General features: G+C 64.8%; 18 protein-coding genes. 7 read left to right on the top strand and 11 right to left on the bottom strand.

The window, feature by feature from the left end:
* Positions 1-23 precede the first annotated feature (23 nt).
* The 8 genes from FIU94_RS08505 to FIU94_RS08470 all read right to left on the bottom strand — a co-directional run bounded on the left by FIU94_RS08505 (position 24) and on the right by FIU94_RS08470 (position 8,263).
* Positions 24-1,352, bottom strand: coding sequence for a sigma-54 dependent transcriptional regulator (locus FIU94_RS08505; RefSeq protein WP_254702638.1), 1,329 nt, complete (start codon positions 1,350-1,352; stop codon positions 24-26).
* The gene (locus tag FIU94_RS08500; protein WP_172975873.1) at positions 1,349-3,082 is read right to left on the bottom strand and encodes an ATP-binding protein; all 1,734 of its coding nucleotides are present in this window, start codon (positions 3,080-3,082) and stop codon (positions 1,349-1,351) included. The genes FIU94_RS08505 and FIU94_RS08500 overlap by 4 nt, the downstream gene beginning before the upstream one ends.
* A 34-nt stretch (positions 3,083-3,116) precedes the next feature.
* The gene (locus FIU94_RS08495) at positions 3,117-5,102 is read right to left on the bottom strand and encodes a TRAP transporter permease (RefSeq protein ID WP_152465390.1); all 1,986 of its coding nucleotides are present in this window, start codon (positions 5,100-5,102) and stop codon (positions 3,117-3,119) included.
* Entirely contained in the window at positions 5,099-5,542 is a 444-nt protein-coding gene (locus FIU94_RS08490; protein WP_254702637.1) for a DUF1850 domain-containing protein, read from the bottom strand. Before FIU94_RS08490 ends, FIU94_RS08495 begins: the two co-directional genes overlap by 4 nt.
* 23 nt (positions 5,543-5,565) lie before the next feature.
* Positions 5,566-6,552 carry a TAXI family TRAP transporter solute-binding subunit gene (locus tag FIU94_RS08485; protein WP_152465388.1) on the bottom strand — a complete coding sequence of 329 codons (987 nt, stop codon included), beginning with the start codon at positions 6,550-6,552 and terminating at the stop codon, positions 5,566-5,568.
* Positions 6,553-6,769: 217 nt separating this feature from the next.
* Positions 6,770-7,189 carry a DUF6691 family protein gene (locus FIU94_RS08480; RefSeq protein WP_216643264.1) on the bottom strand — a complete coding sequence of 140 codons (420 nt, stop codon included), beginning with the start codon at positions 7,187-7,189 and terminating at the stop codon, positions 6,770-6,772.
* Positions 7,189-7,629, bottom strand: coding sequence for a YeeE/YedE family protein (locus tag FIU94_RS08475; RefSeq protein WP_152465386.1), 441 nt, complete (start codon positions 7,627-7,629; stop codon positions 7,189-7,191). Before FIU94_RS08475 ends, FIU94_RS08480 begins: the two co-directional genes overlap by 1 nt.
* A gap of 127 nt (positions 7,630-7,756) precedes the next feature.
* On the bottom strand, positions 7,757-8,263 hold the full coding sequence (locus FIU94_RS08470) for a MarR family winged helix-turn-helix transcriptional regulator (RefSeq protein WP_152465385.1): 507 nt from the start codon (positions 8,261-8,263) through the stop codon (positions 7,757-7,759).
* Positions 8,264-8,494: 231 nt separating this feature from the next.
* Here FIU94_RS08470 and ectA point away from each other — a divergent pair, with 231 nt between their 5' ends.
* The 7 genes from ectA to arsJ all read left to right on the top strand — a co-directional run bounded on the left by ectA (position 8,495) and on the right by arsJ (position 15,737).
* Positions 8,495-9,028, top strand: a complete 534-nt coding sequence (gene ectA, locus FIU94_RS08465; protein WP_152465384.1) for a diaminobutyrate acetyltransferase — start codon at positions 8,495-8,497, stop codon at positions 9,026-9,028.
* Between the two features lie 52 nt (positions 9,029-9,080).
* Complete coding sequence (gene ectB / locus FIU94_RS08460; protein WP_152465383.1) at positions 9,081-10,373, top strand: diaminobutyrate--2-oxoglutarate transaminase; 1,293 nt, start codon at positions 9,081-9,083, stop codon at positions 10,371-10,373.
* Between the two features lie 6 nt (positions 10,374-10,379).
* A complete protein-coding gene (locus FIU94_RS08455; RefSeq protein WP_152465382.1) occupies positions 10,380-10,781 on the top strand; it encodes an ectoine synthase in 402 nt (133 codons plus the stop codon).
* Entirely contained in the window at positions 10,778-12,211 is a 1,434-nt protein-coding gene (locus FIU94_RS08450; protein ID WP_152465381.1) for an aspartate kinase, read from the top strand. Before FIU94_RS08455 ends, FIU94_RS08450 begins: the two co-directional genes overlap by 4 nt.
* A 420-nt stretch (positions 12,212-12,631) precedes the next feature.
* Positions 12,632-13,480, top strand: a complete 849-nt coding sequence (locus tag FIU94_RS08445; protein ID WP_152465380.1) for a helix-turn-helix domain-containing protein — start codon at positions 12,632-12,634, stop codon at positions 13,478-13,480.
* Entirely contained in the window at positions 13,477-14,478 is a 1,002-nt protein-coding gene (locus FIU94_RS08440) for an ArsJ-associated glyceraldehyde-3-phosphate dehydrogenase (RefSeq protein ID WP_152465379.1), read from the top strand. Before FIU94_RS08445 ends, FIU94_RS08440 begins: the two co-directional genes overlap by 4 nt.
* On the top strand, positions 14,475-15,737 hold the full coding sequence (arsJ, locus tag FIU94_RS08435; RefSeq protein WP_152465378.1) for an organoarsenical effux MFS transporter ArsJ: 1,263 nt from the start codon (positions 14,475-14,477) through the stop codon (positions 15,735-15,737). The genes FIU94_RS08440 and arsJ overlap by 4 nt, the downstream gene beginning before the upstream one ends.
* A 13-nt stretch (positions 15,738-15,750) precedes the next feature.
* Here the strand turns inward: arsJ and FIU94_RS08430 are convergent, their stop codons facing one another.
* From FIU94_RS08430 to FIU94_RS08420, 3 genes are all read right to left on the bottom strand, one after another.
* The gene (locus FIU94_RS08430; protein WP_152465377.1) at positions 15,751-16,560 is read right to left on the bottom strand and encodes an ABC transporter permease; all 810 of its coding nucleotides are present in this window, start codon (positions 16,558-16,560) and stop codon (positions 15,751-15,753) included.
* Complete coding sequence (locus tag FIU94_RS08425) at positions 16,553-17,320, bottom strand: ABC transporter ATP-binding protein (RefSeq protein ID WP_152465376.1); 768 nt, start codon at positions 17,318-17,320, stop codon at positions 16,553-16,555. The genes FIU94_RS08430 and FIU94_RS08425 overlap by 8 nt, the downstream gene beginning before the upstream one ends.
* A 61-nt stretch (positions 17,321-17,381) precedes the next feature.
* On the bottom strand, positions 17,382-18,401 hold the full coding sequence (locus FIU94_RS08420) for an ABC transporter substrate-binding protein (RefSeq protein WP_152465375.1): 1,020 nt from the start codon (positions 18,399-18,401) through the stop codon (positions 17,382-17,384).
* Positions 18,402-18,665 lie beyond the last annotated feature (264 nt).

Genomic DNA, 18,665 nt, shown 5'->3' with positions numbered 1-18,665 from the left:
CGCCTTGCGGGGGCGGCGGGCGGTCAGCCGTCATCGCCGGGACCGGGGGTCGACGACAGGCCGTAGCGGCGCATCTTGTCGTTGAGCGTCCGGCGGGGGATGCCCAGCGTTTCGGCGGCGCGCAGCGTGTTGCCCACATGGGCATCCAGCACCGCCGCGATCTCGCGCGCTTCGAAATCCGCGACACGATCGGCGAGCGACACCGGACCGGCGGCCGCGCCCGCCGCGCCGGTCGGGACGAACAGGCCCAGGGCAAAGGCCTCGGCGCTGGCCTTCAGTTCGCGGATGTTGCCGGGCCAGGCCATCCGCCTGAGCCTTTGCTGTACCGGCCACGGGAGTTCGGGGTCCGCACGGCCATATCGGCGCGCGGCCAGCTGTGCGTAATGGGCAAAGATCAGGGGAATGTCCTCGCCTGCCTCGCGCAGGGTCGGGGTGGTCAGTTCGATCCCGGCGAGGCGGAAATAGAGGTCGGGCCGGAACTCCGGCTGCATCCGCAGCGACGTCTTGGTCGTGGCGACCACCCGGATGTCGAGCGGGCGCGGTACGGTTTCGCCGATCCGCTCGACGGTGCGTTCCTGAAGCACGCGCAGCAGCTTGGCCTGGATCGGCGGCGGCATCGTCTCGACCTCGTCCAGCATCAATGTGCCGCCGTCCGCGACCTCCAGCTTGCCCGCGCGGCCCTTGGCATCATGGGCGAAAACCCCCTCACCATGGCCAAAGAGCATGGTTTCGGCGGTCGCCTCTGACAGGGCCGCGCAGTTCAGCGCGACAAAGGGGCCGCCTGCCCGCGCACTGTCCGCGTGGATCGCGCGTGCCGCCAGTTCCTTGCCGGTGCCGGTCTCGCCGGTGATCAGCACGTCCAGGTCCACCGACGCCAGCGCCGCGATGCGATCCCGAAAGGCGCGCATCGCGCGGGATCGGCCCAGGATGCTGACCCTGTCCCGCTCGCCCAGTTCCCGTTGCAGACGCGCGACCTCCCGCCGGGCGGCCTCGGCCTCGGTCGTGCGGCGGATCACCGACAGCAGATGCACGGAATCATATGGCTTTTCGATAAAGTCGTCGGCCCCCGCGCGGATCGCCTCGACCGCATGGGCGACGTCGCCGTGGCCGGTCAGCAACACCACCGGCACGCTGATCGCCCTTTCGCGCAACGCCTTGAGCAGCCCGATGCCATCCATGACCGGCATCCGCAGGTCGCTGATGATCATGTCGGGCGGGTCCGAAAGGGCCGCCAGCAGATCACCTGCCGCCGCGAAGGCGCGCACAGCGTAACCCGCTGTTTCCACCAGGTCGGACAGGGCCGAGAGGTGGTCGGCGTCGTCGTCCACGATGTCCACACGCGCCGCCATCATTCACTGTCCTCCTCCTGGGCGCGGGGCAATGTCACCGTCACCCGAGTGCCCTGCCCCGATGCCGAGGTGATATCGAACGTGCCGCCGAAATCCGCAAGGATCACTTTGCAGATCGCAAGTCCAAGGCCCAGCCCCTCGCCGGTCTGCTTGGTGGAAAAGAACGGCTCTGCCGCGCGGGGCAGATCGGCGTCCGAGATGCCGACACCGTTGTCCGCCACGCTGACCGTTGCCTGTCCGCCGTCGATCGACAGCGTCATCGTGACCTCGGGCTGCGCCGCTCCCTCCACCGCGTCCAGCGCATTGAGCAGCAGGTTCGCCACGACCTGTTCGATGCGCAGGGTCCCGGCCATGACCCGCACCGGGTCGTCGGGCAGGTGCAGCACCGGCGAGACCCCCACCGCCCGCGCGCGCGGCAGCACGAGGTCGAGCGCGGATTTCAGCGGCGCGCGCAGGTCGATCAGGCTGAGCTGGGCGGTATCCTTGCGGGCAAAGCTCTTGAGGTGCTTGGTGGTGCGTTGCATCCGGCGGATCATGTCCCGCGCCTTGCCGATACGGGCGGGCGTGCGGTCATCCTGCGGCTGGATGCCAAGTTCAGCAGCGGCCAGCGTCGCCTCCATCGCGGCCAGTGGCTGGCTGATCTCATGCACGATGGCGGCGGACATGCGGCCCATGGCGGCCATTTTCTCGGTGTGGATCAGCGCCTCCTGTGCCGCGCGCAGGTCGGTTTCCACCTGTTTGCGCGCCTCGACCTCCCGGGCGAGGTCGGCGGTGCGGTCGATCACCATCGCCTCCAGCCGTTCGGACTGCGACAGCCGCATGGCGATGATCTGGCGGCGCTGCTCCATGGCATTGACCATCGCTGCGATGGCAAGCGTGGCCAGGGCCGCAAGCGCCGCCCAGCCGAAGGTGGCCAGCCGCACCCCCGCGAGAGGCCGCAGGGCGATGACCCGGGTGCCTGTACCGGGCACCTGGCCGATCCGGGCCAGCCAGCCGTCACCGCGCGCATCCGCGCCCTCGACCGGACCGGAAAGCAGAGGCGCGGCCTCGCTCAGGCCCACGCCCTCGTAGACGCGGGCGGCCCGCAGGTTGCCCAGCGTCTCGGGGGTCAGCGGCACAAGCGGGCGATACTGCCATTCCGGACGGGCGGACAGAAAGACGACCCCGTGTTCATCCGCCAGCGCCACGTCGGCTTCGGCGGCGCGCCAGGTCTCTTGCAGCGGGCGCAGGTCCAGCTTGACCACCATGACCCCCCGCGTGCCATCCACATCGACCCGCGCCGCCAGAAAGTACCCCGGTATGCCCGTGGTCACGCCGATGGCGTAGAATTGCCCTTGCCCGGTGGCAAGCGCATCCTTGAAGTACGGGCGAAAGGCATAATTCTGCCCCAGAAAGCTGCCGGGCCGGTTCCAGTTCGACGCGGCGATGGTTTCGCCTGTTCGGTCGATCAGGAAAAGCTCGTCCGCGCCAGCGTGGTTGGCCACGGCTTCAAGGTACCGGTTCGCGGCCTGCAGTGGACCGGTGCCAGACAATGCGTCACGGATGCGCGCGTCTTCGGCGGTGACGACCGGCAGCGCACGCAGGCGGTCGATCTCCGCTTCGACCGCGCGGGTGGTCAGCAGCAGGGTCTGATCCAGCCCCTGCCGGACCGTGGCGGTTGTCCAGGCATGCGCGACGAACCAGACCAGCGCCGCCACCAGAGCCGCAAGGATGAGCGACCGTGCGACCGTCACCGCGCCGCCCCGCCCCCCGCTGTGGCGCCGACGGTCATACGGCGGCGACACCCCCGTCGGGGTCCCGCCTGGACTGCGCAAAGTTCAGTGCCAGCAACGCCACCACCAGCGCCGCCCCGGCGATTTCGACCGTCAGCGAAGGCCAGAACAGCGCCACGATACCCGGCAGCAGCAGCACCCGCATCCAAAGCTGCAGGGGCCGGAACAGGAAGGCTTCGAGTACCGCGGCAAAGGCGACGAGCCCGAGGATCGCGATCAGGCCGCTCCACAGCACTAGAAGCACCGGCCCGCCGAGGATGATCTCTTCGTTGAAGACCATGAAGAGCGGGATCAGGTAGAGGCCCTTGGCGTATTTCCACGCCTGCACGCTGGTCTCCATCGGTTTGGACCCGGCGATGGCCGCCCCGGCGAACCCGGCCAGAGCGACCGGTGGCGTCACGTTGCTGTCCTGCGAGTACCAGAAGACGACGAGGTGCGCGATCAGCAGCGGAATGCCGAATTCCTCGGTCAGGGCGGGGCCGACGAGAATGATCAGCACGATGTAGGCAGCCGTCACCGGCAGCCCCATCCCCAGGATCAGCGAGGCGATGACAACCAGCAACAGCGCCAGCAGCAGGTTGCCGCCGGAAAAGGCGATCATCATGGCCGAGAACTTCAGCCCCAGCCCGGTCAGGCCAACGACGCCGACGATGATCCCCGCCACGGCACAGGCCATGGACACCGCAACCGCATTGCGCGCGCCCAGCTCCAGCGCATCCAGCGTGAGGCGGATGCCGGTACGGCACAGCGCGACAAAGCCCGACATGGTCGGCCCCCTGGCCGCGAAGCTCCAGAGCGCGCGGGCGGCGGCGGCCGCCATGATCGACAGGATCGCGTAGAACCCCACCCGCATCGGCGAATACCCCGCCACCAGCAGCGCAATCAGCGCCACGAGCGGCAGCAGGAAATGCCAGCCCTCGGCCAGTACGGCGCGGGTGCGCGGCAGCTCGGCGCTTGGCAGGCCGGTCATGCCCTGTTTGACCGCCGCGATATGCACCAGCAGGTAAACGATGCCGAAATACAGCACCGCCGGAAAGATGGAGATCAGCACGATGTCCACGTAAGGCATGCGTGTGAATTCGGACATCAGGAACGCGCCCGCGCCCATCAGCGGCGGCATGATCTGCCCGCCCGTAGAAGCCGCGGCTTCGATCCCGCCGGCCTGTGCGGGGCGGTAGCCCAGTTTCTTCATCAGCGGAATGGTGAAGGCCCCCGTGGTCACGACATTTGCGATGGCCGAGCCCGAGATCGACCCCATGCCCGCCGAGGCGATCACAGCCGCCTTGGCCGGGCCGCCACGCTGGCGCCCGGTGGCGGCATAGGCCAGGTCGATGAAGAATTTACCGGCGCCTGTCGCTTCGAGAAACGCGCCGAAGAGAACGAAGATGAAAACGAACGTGGCGGCAACACCCAGCGGAATGCCGAAGATTCCTTCGGCACCCAGCGTCATCTGACTGGCGACGCGGTCCAGTGAGTAGCCGCGGTGGTTCAGGATGCCCGGCATCCAGTCGGCGAGGAACGGCAGTTCGCCCCTGTTCCCCGCAAAGGCATAGGCCAGAAAAACCGCACCGATAATGGTCATGCCGAGCCCCACCGCCCGACGCGCCCCTTCGAGCACGACGAAGATGGTCAGCACACCCATCCAGACATCGATCTGGCGTGGAAAGATCTGGTTGGCGATTGTGTCGATGTTCAGCGGCACCCAGGCGCCCGCCGCGATCCCGCAGAGGATCAGCGGCCCGTCGATTGCCCAGCCCAGCGGCCCGCGCGGACGGCCCGGCCCGAAGACCGGAAAAATGAGAAAGCACAGTACCAGAACAAAGCCCAGGTGGATCGGCCGCTGAAAGAACAGGCCCAGCGGCTGAACCCCCGCCGCCCAGAGCTGGAACAGCGACAGGGCGATGCCGATCAGCATGATGGCGCGCAACACGATGCGGGGCTGCGCGACCGCTTCGGGGTTGATGTCGTTTTCCGTGGTCATTCGTTGTCCGTCCCAACCAAGGCGATCCGCACCCGTTCACGCGGGGCCGCCGCCGACAGGGAAACCACCCTGTCACCCATTCTGATCCGGTGATCGACGGGTCCGGCACCGGGGCGCAGCACATAAGCGTCGCCCGGCACGGGTTCGTCGATGTCCAGTATGAAATAGCCGCCCTGTCCGTCCGTCACCTGCCGTCCGCGTCCGGGGATATGGTCGAGCCCGGCCGCGAAATCGGGGAGATGCGACCAGATCAGGACCATCCGGCCTTCGCGGTTCTCGTAGCAGTCGGAAACTTCGAACCCCTTGACCGAGTGGTGCCAGAGCACGCACCAGCCCTCGCCGTTCTTCACGTCGAACCGGGCGATTTCCTCGCCGGTCTCACGGGTGGCGACAAGTTCTGCCGCCGAGGCGAGAGGCGGAAAAGACAGGAGGAGGGCCAAAAGCCCTCCTCTTGCGCCGCGTGTCACGGACGCAGGCGGTCCGGGATCTCGGCCCCGATCTCTTCGAAGTAGCGGATGGCACCGGGATGCAGCGGCACCGGTGTCGCATCGAGCGTGAATTCGACCGTGGTCTGGTTCGCCGCCGGGTGAACCGCCTGCAGATCGGCGATGTTTTCGAACATCGAACTGGTGATCGCATAGGCCAGATCGTCCGACATCTCGGAAGAAACGGCCAGCACGTTCGGAATCCCGAGGACCGAGATATCCTCGTCCACGCCGGTGTAGGTTCCACCGGCCAGCGTCGTGACTGCAAAGGTCGCGTCCGCGTCGCGTGCGGCGTTCAGCTGCTCTTCGGTCAGGGCGATGATCACGATGTCCTGGGTCGTCGACAGGTTGAGGATCGACGACGTCGGCGCACCGACCGACCAGAAGCCCGCGTCGATGTCTCCGTTGGCCAGCGCATCCGCTGTTTCGTTGAAGTTCAGGCGCTGTTCGTCGATGTCGTCGTAGCTGATGCCGTTCGCCTCAAGGATGGCGTTGGTGTTCACCTCTGTGCCCGAACCGGGCGCACCGATGGAGACGCGCTTGCCACGCAGGTCTTCGAGCGAGGTGATCCCGCTGTCAGACAGCGCCACGATGTGGATCATGTTTGCATAAAGTGACGCAAGGCCGCGCACCATCGGCAGCTGCTGGCCCTCGAAACGGCCCGTGCCTTGGTAGGCTTGCGCGACCGTGTCGGCCAGGCCGATGGCGAGGTCGGCATCGCCGGTCGCGATCAGGCCCATGTTCTCGACCGAGGCGCCGGTGACTTCGGCGGTGGCGGAATAGCCTTCCACGTTCTTGTTGATCACTTCGGCCAGGCCGCCGCCCATGGGGTAGTAGACCCCGCCGGTGCCGCCGGTCGCGATGGAAAGCTGTGTCTGCGCCGCAGCGGGGGCCGCAAAGCCCAGCGCGACAAGCGCAGCCGCGCCCATCAGGGCCTTTGGCGCGCGAATAAGTGTATGAAGCATTCTATCCTCCCAATATATCTGTCGTATTCCGATGGTCTCGCGTTCCTCCCGCGACAGCAAGAGGCTTTCAGAAATTTACTGAAATGTAGACGGCTTTCTGGGGCTGCGCGCAGGTTTCATGGCAGACAGCCACCAGGCCGCGGGCGATTTTCCGCCAGACTGCCGCCGCCTTGCCAGAGGCGGCGGGCAGATCGTCCCGGTAACGGGCAATGGTCGGTCAGGCGCGCAGGCCGCGTTTCAGGCGGTGGCCCGCAAGGATGCCGATCAGCATCGCGGGCACAATGATCAATGTCCCCGGTGCCGCCATGGGCAGCGCGGTCCATGCCGGCCCGGGGCAAAAGCCGCCGATGCCCCAGCCGACCCCGAAGAGCGCGGCCCCGGTCAGCAGCGGCGCGTCGATGCTGTTGATCGCGGGCAGGTCGAAATCCGCCATCAGGACCGGAGAGGCCTGCCGCCACGCCAGCCGGTAGCCGACAAAGGCTGTCACCGACGCGCCTCCCATCACGAAGGCGAGGCTGGGATCCCAGGATCCGAACACGTCAAGAAAGTTGAGCACCTTGGCCGGGTCCGCCATGCCCGACAGCAATAGCCCTGTACCAAAGACCAGACCGGCGACAAAGCCGAGGACCTGCCGTATCATGCCGCACCCCCGATCACGTGACGCAGGACAAAGACCGTCAGAGCGGCGAACGCCATGAAGGTCAGGACCGCGGCAAGGGACCGTCCCGACAACCGTGCCAGCCCGCAAACACCGTGCCCCGACGTGCAGCCCGATCCCAGCGCCGTTCCCGCGCCCACCAGCAGCCCCGCGGCGGCCATGCCCGGCAGGTTCGCACTGACCGTCTGGGCGGGAAACGCGCCGCCGATCAGCAGCCACAGCAGTGGCGCTGCCAGCAGTCCCGCGATAAAGGCGATGCGCCACCCCTTGTCCGCCGCCGCAGCGGCCCCCGTGGTGATGCCGACGATCCCGGCGATCCGCCCGAAAAGTGCCATGACCATAACGGCGGACAGGCCGATCAGGACGCCCCCGCCCAGCGCGGCCCATGGGGTGAAGTCGGTCGGGGTAACTGGCAACATCGAGAAGCTCCTTCAGGTTGGCGCGCGCGAAAGGGGTCGAAGGCCGCTTCGGAGGGACGGCCGCGGCAACTCATGTCACTTCTGATACCGGCATTTGTGAATCCTGGCCAGCGGTGGAAACCCCGGCCTACTCCGGCCCGCCCTTGCGTTCACCCTGCAACGCCCCCGTCGCCAGAACCGGCGATGCGTCGAGCCCCCTTGCGTCGAACATGTCGGCGACCCGCTCAAGCGAAGCCACAAGCTGCGCCTGTTCCCAGTCGGCCAGTTCCGCGAACTTGCGCGCGTACCGCTGCTGCAATGCATCGGGCGCTTCTTCCAGCGTCCGGCGGCCCCTTTCGGTCAGCACGATATTGCTTTGGCGGCGGTCGCGTTCCGAAGCGTGTCGCTGCGCCATGCCGCGCGCCACCAGTTTGTCCACCAGCGAGGTCACGGTGGCCTGACTGACCCCCATCTGCGTCGCCAGCGCCTTGGGCGTCGGATCGACCTTTTCCTCGACGATCTGCAAGACCCGCAGCTGCGCCGGGGTCACGCCCGCAGCCTGCGCAAGGTCGCGGCCATAAAGCTCTGTCGCGCGCAGAATCCGGCGTAATGCGATCAGGCTTTCGTCGATCCGATTATGAAGGTTTTGCGTCATGCGGCAGTCTTGCACGAGAAATATGGTTCCATCAAACCTGAAAATTCCTTGAGTCTTGGAGAATTGTTGCGTCAAAGACACATTTATCATTAGAAAAACGAAGGAATTCAAGGCTGGCAAAGGCATCTCATACGCGCTCATAGCGGCATTTGAAGTATTTTCCTTTAACTGTTGAAGCAACGCCCGACTCGAACTACTTAGTTAGCCGAACGAATGATGAGGGACCAAAAAATGCTGAACGGCACGGAAACACGCAAAGACATCGCAGTGGAACTGCGCAAGCCTGAGCCCGACGATGGCGCGGCCATCTGGGAGCTGGTGCGCGACTGCAAGCCGCTGGACGAAAATTCGATCTATGCCAACGTGATTCAGGCCGACCATTTCCGCGATACCTGTGTGGTTGCAGAGGTCGATAGCGAGATTCTGGGCTGGATTTCCGGCCACATGATCCCGAACGAGGATGCCTTCTTTGTCTGGCAGGTGGCTGTCAGCCCCAAGGCGCGCGGCCTCGGTCTTGGCAAGAAGATGCTGAACGAACTGATCAACCGCGACGAAACCGCAGAGGCGACCGAGTTGAAGACAACCATCACCAAGGACAATGCCGCGTCCTGGGGGCTGTTCCGCAGCTTTGCCCGTCAGATCGGCGGCACGCTGGAAGATGCGCCGCATTTCGAACGCGACACGCACTTTGGCGGTGCTCAGGCCACCGAGCATCTGGTGACGATCAGCCTGCCCGATCCGGCCGCGCTGAAACGCGCCGCCTGATCCCCCGCACATTCACGAGACTCCCCAACCTGAAAAAGGGAAAGGATATCCTATGCCCAAAGACATGACACAAGACACCACGATCTTCACCCGCCGCGAGAGCGAGGCACGTTCCTACTGCCGCGGCATGGACAACATGTTCGTCAAGGCGCAGGGCGCCGAGATGTTCGACCAGACCGGTACCCGTTACATCGACTTTCTGGCGGGCTGTTCTTCGCTTAACTACGGTCACAACGATCCGGACATGAAATCTGCGCTGGTGGACCATATCACCAACGACGGAATCGCCCACGGTCTGGATTTCCACAGCGACGCCAAGGCGGCCTTTCTCAAGGCTTATGAGGATCACATCCTTGCGCCGCGTGGCATGGACTACAAGATCATGATGACCGGACCCACCGGCACCAACGCCGTGGAAGCGGCGATCAAGCTGGCCCGCAAGGTCACTGGCCGCCGCAACGTGATTTCGTTCACGAACGGGTTCCACGGGATGACCATGGGTGCGCTGTCGCTCACCGGGAACACCGACAAGCGTGGCGGTGCCGGCAGCGGCACGCTGGGCGACGTGACCCACATGCCTTTTGAAGGCTCTCTGGGCGAGAATGTCGATACGCTGGAGCTGATGGACGCGATGCTGTCGAACCCCTCATCGGGCATCGACGCACCTGCGGCCTTCATCTTTGAGCCGATCCAGGGCGAAGGCGGCCTGAACGCAGCCTCCGACGCTTGGATGCAGGGCGTCGAAAAGATCGCCCGCAAGCACGGCGCGTTGCTGATCGTCGATGACATCCAGGCCGGTTGCGGGCGCTCCGGCAGCTTCTTTTCCTTCGAAGCTTCGGGCATCAAGCCCGACATGGTGACACAGGCGAAATCGCTGTCCGGCTTCGGCCTGCCCTTTGCCGCGCTGCTGATCCGTCCCGATCACGACATCTGGAAGCCCGCCGAACACAACGGCACATTCCGGGGCAACACCCACGCCTTTGTGACGGCACGCGTCGCGATCGAGAAGTTCTGGTCCGACGATGCTTTTGAAAAGGATATCGCGAGCAAGTCGGTCATGCTGACCACGGCACTGCAGGAAGTGGCCGCTCGCGTGCCGGGCGCGACGCTCAAGGGTCGCGGCATGATGCAGGGTGTCGATGTGGGCTCTGGTGAATTGGCGGGTGCCATCTGCGCACGGGCCTATGAACTGGGCCTTGTGATCGAAACCTCTGGCGCCGGTGACGAGGTGATCAAGTTCCTCGCACCGCTGACGATTTCACCCGAACTGATGCGCGAAGGATTCGACATCCTGATCAGAGCGGCCGAGGAAGTCGCCGACAGCCACAAAATTGCTGCGGAGTAACAGACCATGATTGTACGCGATTTCAACAAACTGAAAGAAACCGACCGTCATGTGGCGGACGCCAAGTGGACGTCAACACGGATGCTGCTGGCCGACGATGGCATGGGGTTTTCCTTTCACATCACCATTCTCGAAGCCGGATCTGAACATACGTTCCACTACAAGCACCACTTCGAGAGCGTCTACTGCATGAAGGGGAAAGGGTCGATTACCGACGTCGCCACCGGCGAAACGCACGAAATCACCCCCGGCGTGATGTATGCGCTGAACCTGAACGACAAGCATATCCTGCGGGCCGAGGAAGAGCTGCACATGGCGTGCTGCTTCAACCCGCCGGTGACCGGCAACGAGGTGCACCGCGAGGACGGATCCTATGCCCCGGCAGAGGAGGTAGCAGAACCCTCATGACCCAGAAGACCCACACAGTCGAGAAAATCGGCGGGACGTCGATGTCCCGTGTGAACCAGTTGCGCGACACGCTGTTCATCGGCAATCGCAAGGGCGATGATCTCTATGGGCGCATCTTCGTGGTCTCCGCCTTTGGCGGGATCACGGACCTGCTGCTGGAGCACAAGAAATCCGGCAACCCCGGCGTCTATGCGCATTTCGCGAACTCCGACACCGGCCACGGCTGGCATGACGCGCTGAACGACGTGGAGCGCAAGATGCAGGAGGTCCACAAGGAGGTGCTGGAGCATCCCGGCGATGTGGAACTGGCCGATGCCTTCGTCACCGAGCGGATACACGGCGCGCGCAACTGTCTGATCGACCTGCAAAGGCTGTGCGCATACGGCCACTTCCGCCTTTCAGAGCACATGCTGCAGATCCGGGAATTGCTGTCCGGTCTGGGCGAGTCGCATTCTGCTTATGTCGCCACGCTGCTGCTTCAGCGTGCCGGGGTGAACGCCCGGTTTGTCGATCTGTCGGGCTGGCGGGATGACGGCGGCGTCACCCTTGAAGAGCGCATCAACAGCGCCCTTGACGGGATCGACCCGCAGACCGAGATGCCCATCGTTACCGGATACGCCCAGTGCGCCGAAGGGCTGATGCGCGAATTCGACAGGGGCTATTCCGAGGTCACGTTTTCGAAGCTGGCCGCGTTGAGCGGTGCGCGCGAAGCGCTGATCCACAAGGAGTTTCACCTGTCGTCCTGCGATCCGAAGTTGGTGGGCGAAGATGCGGTCAAGAAGATCGGGCGCACCAATTACGACGTCGCGGATCAGCTGTCGAACATGGGGATGGAGGCGATCCACCCCAAGGCGGCCAAGACATTGCGGCAGGCAAACGTCCCCCTGCGCGTGACAAACGCGTTCGAGCCGGATGACCCGGGCACGCTGATCGACGACGAAAAGGCGACATCGCCCGCGGTCGAGATCGTTACCGGGCTCGACATTGTCACGCTCGAAGTTTTCGAACAGGACATGGTCGGGGTAAAGGGCTACGACAGCACGATTCTGGACGTGCTCAAGCGCCATAACGTGCGTATCGTGTCGAAGGTGTCCAACGCCAATACGATCACGCACTACCTGGATACATCGCTCAAGACGATGCGCCGGGTCGAAAAGGACCTGGCAGAAGCCTTCCCGGCAGCCGAAGTCACCACGAGAACGCTGGCAATGGCATCGGTCATCGGGCGCGACCTGAACGGACTGTCGGTGCTGTCGAACGGCCTGCTGGCCATCGCGGAGGCGGGACATACCGCCATCGGCGCGACGCAAGGCCCGCGCAACGTCGACGTGCAGTTCATCGTCGAGCGCGACATGCTCCAACCGGTAATCAAGGCGCTGCATTCCGCCTTTGTCGAAGACGACGCGCGCGCCGTACCCCGCGCGGCCTGACGCGAGGGCAGATAGCCATCGAAAAAGCCGTCCCCAGCAGGGGGCGGCTTTTGCGCGTCTGCGCAGGACCCGCCGCGCTGTGCGTTGATCAAACGATAGAATTTCCCTGCTGTCCGGCTTCGCCTTGTTGTTTTCTTTTTGCAACGTTGGTGTGGTTCTGTCCAAAACCATGATCAGGGTTTGCCGACGATATATCGTCCCACCGATGTACGCAGGCCGGGCACCTCACATGGGGTGCATGCTGTGGGGATGCGCTGGTTGAACGGCAGTTTTGGTGCGACACGCTGTCTGCGTCGGCTTCCTGGCAGGGCCAGCTTTTCCTGCGCGGCGACGGCGGCGACTTCATCTGTTGGCGGGATCAACGGGACCGTTACAAAAACTTAACTTTGCGGCACCCCATAATTCATATATTCATGAATTATGGAAGAATTGTTTCCCTCCCGCCTCTCGACGCTTGGCCACCCGCAGCGGCTGGCCGTGTTCCGGCTGCTGATGCGCCGCTATCCCGACCGCGTGCCCGCGACGGAACTGGCGATGGCGCTGGGGCTGAAGCCCAACACGCTGTCGACTTACGTCAGTGCGCTGATGCAGGCCGGGCTGGTAACGCAGGAGCGCGCGGGAACCTCCCTGCGCTACGCGATCCACATGGACGCGGCGCGGGAAACGATCGACTACCTGCTGAACGACTGCTGCCGCGGCCGACCGGAAATCTGCGCCCCGCTGTCCAATCCCAATTCCGTCGCAGCCGCACCAATGGACGACCGCAGGTACAACGTGCTGTTCATCTGCACCGGGAACTCCGCCCGGTCGATCTTTGCCGAATCCATTCTGCGCAAGATGGCGGGGGACCGTTTCATTGCCTATTCGGCGGGGACGAATCCGCGGTCGGCGCTGAACCCTTTCGCGCTGGACGTGCTCAAACAGAAGGGGCATGACCTGTCCGTTCTGCGCGCCAAGCATGTCACGGCGTTCCAGGGCGCGGATGCACCTGTGTTCGACTTCGTCTTTACCGTCTGCGACCGGGCCGCGAACGAAGACTGCCCGCCCTGGCCGGGTCAGCCGATCAGCGCCCATTGGGGGCTGACCGACCCGGTAAAGATGGAAGGGTCGGACGCGGAAAAGAGCCTTGCGTTCCAGCAGACCTACGGCGCGCTGCACAACCGGATGACCGGCTTTACCGCGCTGCCGATCGCCTCGCTCGACCGGATATCCCTGCAGAAAGCGGTCGATGATGTCGGCCAGACCAAAGAGGAAGAAGACCCCGCATGACTGTCTATGCTCTCAACGGCCTTGGCCGGATCGGAAAACTCGCCCTGAAGCCCCTGCTGGCGCGGGGGGCAAAGATTGCCTGGATCAATGACGCGGTCGGCGACCCGGAGATGCACGCGCATCTGCTGGAGTTCGACACGGTGCATGGCCGCTGGCAGGCGGATTTCACCCATGATGCGGACAGCATCACCATCGACGGCACCCGCCTGCCCTTTGCCGGGACACGCGACCTGTCGGCCCTGCCGCTGGAGGGTGTCGATGTGGTGATCGACTGTACCGGCGCATTCAAGACCGAAGGCAAACTGGCCCCCTATTTCGACGCCGGTGTGAAGAAGGTTGTCGTCTCCGCCCCGGTCAAGGACGGGGATGCCGCCAACATCGTTTACGGCGTAAACCATGAGACATATGAGCCGAACCGCCACAGGATCGTCACGGCGGCGAGTTGTACGACAAATTGCCTTGCCCCGGTGGTCAAGGTGATTCACGAGGCGCTTGGCATCCGGCATGGCTCCATCACCACGATCCATGATGTCACCAACACGCAGACCATCGTGGATCGCCCGGCCAAGGACCTGCGCCGCGCCCGGTCCGCGCTGAATTCGCTGATCCCCACCACGACGGGCAGCGCCACGGCGATCACGCTGATCTACCCCGAACTCAAGGGCCGCCTGAACGGCCATGCGGTTCGGGTGCCGCTGCTGAATTCCTCGCTGACGGACTGCGTGTTCGAAGTGGCGCGCGAGACGACGGCGGAGGAGGTCAACGCGCTGTTCCGCACGGCGGCGGCGGAGGGGCCGCTGAAAGATATTCTTGGCTACGAGGAACGGCCGCTGGTGTCGGCGGACTACACCAACGACACACGGTCCGGCATCGTCGATGCGCCTTCCACCATGGTGGTGAACGGCACGCAGGTCAAAATCTATGCCTGGTACGACAACGAGATGGGCTATGCCCACCGGCTGGTGGACGTGGCCTGCATGGTCGGAGCCAGCCTGTGAAACCCACCGCTGCCCGGCCCGAAGGTCTGTCGGCCTATATCGCCGTCACTGCGTCCTATTGGGCCTTCATGCTGACCGACGGGGCGCTCCGGATGCTGGTGCTGCTGCATTTCCACACGCTCGGCTTTTCGCCTGTTGAGCTGGCCTATCTCTTTGTCCTCTACGAGATTGCGGGGGTCGTGACGAACCTTGCCGCGGGATGGATCGCGGCGCGCTTTGGGCTGACGTCAACGCTGTATGCCGGTCTGGGGTTGCAGGTGCTGGCGCTGCTTGCGCTGGCACGGCTCGATCCCGGCTGGGCGGCGGGCGCTTCGGTTGTCTATGTCATGCTGGTCCAGGGCGCCAGCGGCGTGGCCAAGGACCTGGCCAAGATGTCATCGAAATCCGCGGTCAAGCTGCTGGCACCCGCCGCCGATGGCGGCCTGTTTCGCTGGGTGGCCCTTCTGACGGGGTCCAAGAACATGGTGAAGGGCGCAGGTTTCCTGCTGGGCGCGGCTTTGCTGGCCACGCTGGGGTTCGTCTGGGCCGTGCTGGGCATGGCGGCAATCCTCGCCGTGATCCTGCTGGCGGTGCTGATCGCCATGCCGCCGGGGCTGCCAAAGGGGCGCAGGGGCGCGAAGTTCTCGGAAATCTGGTCGCGGTCCGCCAACGTCAACTGGCTGTCAGCGGCGCGGGTGTTTCTGTTCGGCGCGCGCGACGTCTGGTTTGTCGTGGGCATCCCGATCTATTTCTATGCGGTGCTGTCGGACGGCACCACAGAGGGGAACCGGGCGGCGTTCTTTCTGATCGGCAGCTTCATGGCGGGCTGGGTGATCCTGTACGGGCTGGTCCAGGCCAACGCCCCGCAGCTGCTGCGTGCCGCCAGACGCCCCGAGCGCGAACTGGTCGCAGCGGCGCGGGGATGGGCCTGGGCGCTTGCGGCGGTGCCCGCGCTGCTGACGCTCTGCGCCCTTGCCACCGATGGCCCGCAGACCTGGCTGACCGTGACCCTTGTCGTCGGACTGCTGATCTTTGGTGTGGTCTTTGCGGTGAATTCCTCGTTGCATTCCTACCTGATACTGGCCTTCAGCCGGGCGGAGCGGGTGACGATGGATGTGGGCTTTTACTATATGGCCAACGCGACCGGACGGCTGGCGGGCACCCTGTTGTCGGGGCTGACCTACCAGGCGGGGGGGCTGGCGTTGATGCTGGGCACCGCGGCGCTTCTGGTGGCGCTGTCGGCGCTGGCGGTCGGGTTCCTGCGGGCTGAGCCGGCCTAGCCGCGCGCCCGGCTCAGGACCGCCAGCGCAGCAGGCGTTTCTCTACCTGACCGATCACGGCGCTGATGACGACCCCGAGAAGCGACAGGATCACCACGCCCGCGAACAGGCGTTCGAGATCATAGAGCGACCCGGCTTCGAGGATGTAGGCGCCGATGCCGTATTCCGCGCCCAGCATCTCGGCCGCGACCAGCAGGATGATGGCGATGGCCAGCGAAATGCGCAGCCCTGCAAGGATGCCGGGCATGGCACCGGGCAGCACGATCTTGCGCACGATGGACAGCCACGACAGTCCGAAACTCTGCCCCATGCGGATCAGCGACCGGTCCACGTTGTCGACCGCGCTGTAGGTGGCGACCACCGTGGGGGTAAAGGTGCCAAAGGCGATCAAGGCGTATTTCGACGCTTCGTCGATGCCGAACCAGATCACGAACAGGGGCAGCAGCGCGATCTTGGGGATCGGGAACAGCGCCGCGACCAGCGGCACCAGACCGGCCCGCACGTAAGAGAACAGGCCGATCATCACACCGACCAGGATGCCCAGACTGGCGCCGATGGCGGCGCCGACCGCCAGCCGGCCCAGCGAGGGCAGAAGGTGCTTGAACAGCATGCCCGACTGCCAGAGTTCGCCGAAGGTGGCCAGCACGTCGGAAGGACGCGGCAGCGTCAGCGCGGAGATCCACCCCTGCCGCGTACCGACCTCGATCAGAAGGATCAGCACGACGAACACGGCGGCCCCGACACCGCGACGGGCCGACGGGGCGAACCCGCCGCCGCGAAACCGGACTTCGGTGGCGGTGGCGTTCATCTGCGTATCAGACATCCAGCAATTCCTCGTCGGCGGCGCGGGCTTCCTCGCGCATGAGGTCCCACAGGTGTTTCTGCGTCCGCTCCAGGTCCGCATCGGCAAAGCCGCGTTCGGACAGCGGCTTGTCGATCTCGACCACCTCGCGGATCTGGCCGGGCCTGCGCGACAGCACGACGATCCGGTGGCCCAGGCGCACCGCCTCGGCCAGGTTGTGCGTGACGTAGACGGATGTGAAGGGCTGCCGCGTCCACAGCGCGATGAGGTCGTCCATCAGCAGTTCGCGTGTCTGGCTGTCGAGCGCCGACAGCGGTTCGTCCATCAGCATCACGGCGGGATTGACCGCCAGCGCACGGGCGATGGCCACGCGCTGTTTCATGCCGCCCGACAACTGGCGCGGCAGCGCATCGGCGAAATCGCCCAGTCGGGTGCGGCCCAGCACGTCGGATATGATGGCCTCGGCCCGGCGCCCGCGGATGCCGTGATCTTCCAGCACCAGCGACACGTTGCCCCGGACACTGCGCCAGGGCAGCAGGGCGAAGTCCTGGAACACGTAGGTCAGCGGGTTCAGGCAGCCCTCGGGCGGTGTGCCCAGTTGCAGCACCCGGCCCGCAACGGGGCGTTCGAGCCCCCCGATCAACCGCAGCAGCGTGGATTTGCCGCACCCGGACGGCCCGACCAGACAGACGATCCGACCCGCGGGAATGTCGAGCGAGATGTCGCGCAGAACCTCCGTGTCCCCATAGCTGTGGTGGATCGCGTCCAGTCGGATGTCCATGCGGCAATGTCCCGGATATGGTGGGCCGGCGGCGCTGTGGCCCCGCCGGTTCATGGCGGCCTCAGGCCTCGTAGGTTTCCACGTAGCTGGTGTCGACAAGGGTTTCCATGCCGATGCCGTCGTCCACCAGCCCTTCGGACTGGAACCACTCCAGCTGGTCGCGCACCGAGGCGGCATTCAGCTTGGCGCCTTCGTTCAGGCGCATGGTGCCGTTGATGATGGACGGCGACGCCTTTTCCAGCGGGCGATCGGTGTAGACGTATTTGTGTATCAGCTTCACCATCTCGTTCACGCCTTCGTCGCCACCGGCCTTGTCGATCATGGTGCTGTTGTAATCGCTCACACCCTTGCTGAAACCGTCGATGAAGGCCGCGGTCTGGTCGCGCTGGTTCTCGGCATTCCCGGTCGAGGTGAAGACCGTCGTCACCTGGTAATTCGGCAGATAGTCAGAGATGTTGCCGATGATGTGCACCGCGCCCGAACCCGCCAGCGGCTTGGCGATATGCGGCACGATGGACCACGCGTCGATCTGGCCGGTTTTCAGCGCGCCGATGATCGCGCCGACCTTCTGCAACGGCTTGAAGGACAGGTCGATCCCCTCGGCCGCGGCCACCTTCGAGCCCATGTAGTGAAAGGACGATCCGGCGGTGGACATGCCAAAGGTCTTGCCGTCCATGTCGGCGGGGGTCGTCATGCCCGCCTGAAACGCGGCGTCAGACGCCAGGATCTTTTGCCCGTCGATGCCCGGCTCTTCGCTCAGGCCGCCGCCGATGACCTTGATCGCGCCCTTGTCCGCCAGAGAGATCAGACCGCCCGAGATCGCGGTCACGGCATAATCCACATCCCCCGAGGCAATGGCGACTGCCATCGGCTGCGCCGCCTGAAAGAAGCGCAGTTCCACGTCCAGCCCTGCGTCGGCGAAATAGCCACGCTCGACCCCGATAAAGCTGGCGGAATGCGAGGTGAACCGAAGCGCACCCACGACGATCTTCTTGTTTTGCGCGATGGCCGGTGCGGCAAGCCCCGTGGCTGTCGCGGCCCCCAGCATACCCAGCGTCTGGCGCCTGTTGAAGTTGACCATGATATCCTCCCGATCTGATCTGTTCCTGGCTGTCACAGGGGCATCTTTGTCGGTCCGGGCCGGCATTTGCAAGGCTGGGCGCCCCCGCAGCACGCAGGCGCAAGGCAGCCTTGCGCTTGTGTTTACGGCGCCGCAGGTTGTAAAGGGGCGCGCACTTGCCTAAGTCCCGAAGGCTGCCGCAACGCCGCCCCGGCCCCCACGGCACAGCCAAAACCCTAACGCGCGTCAGGTGCCGCCTTGATCATTCTTCCCTTGCCACGTCCC

Source organism: Sulfitobacter sp. THAF37 (genome assembly GCF_009363555.1).
Taxonomy (GTDB): Bacteria; Pseudomonadota; Alphaproteobacteria; order Rhodobacterales; family Rhodobacteraceae; genus Sulfitobacter.
The sequence above is the reverse complement of the archived record's forward strand: the minus strand, read 5'-3'. Positions and strand labels throughout refer to the sequence as shown.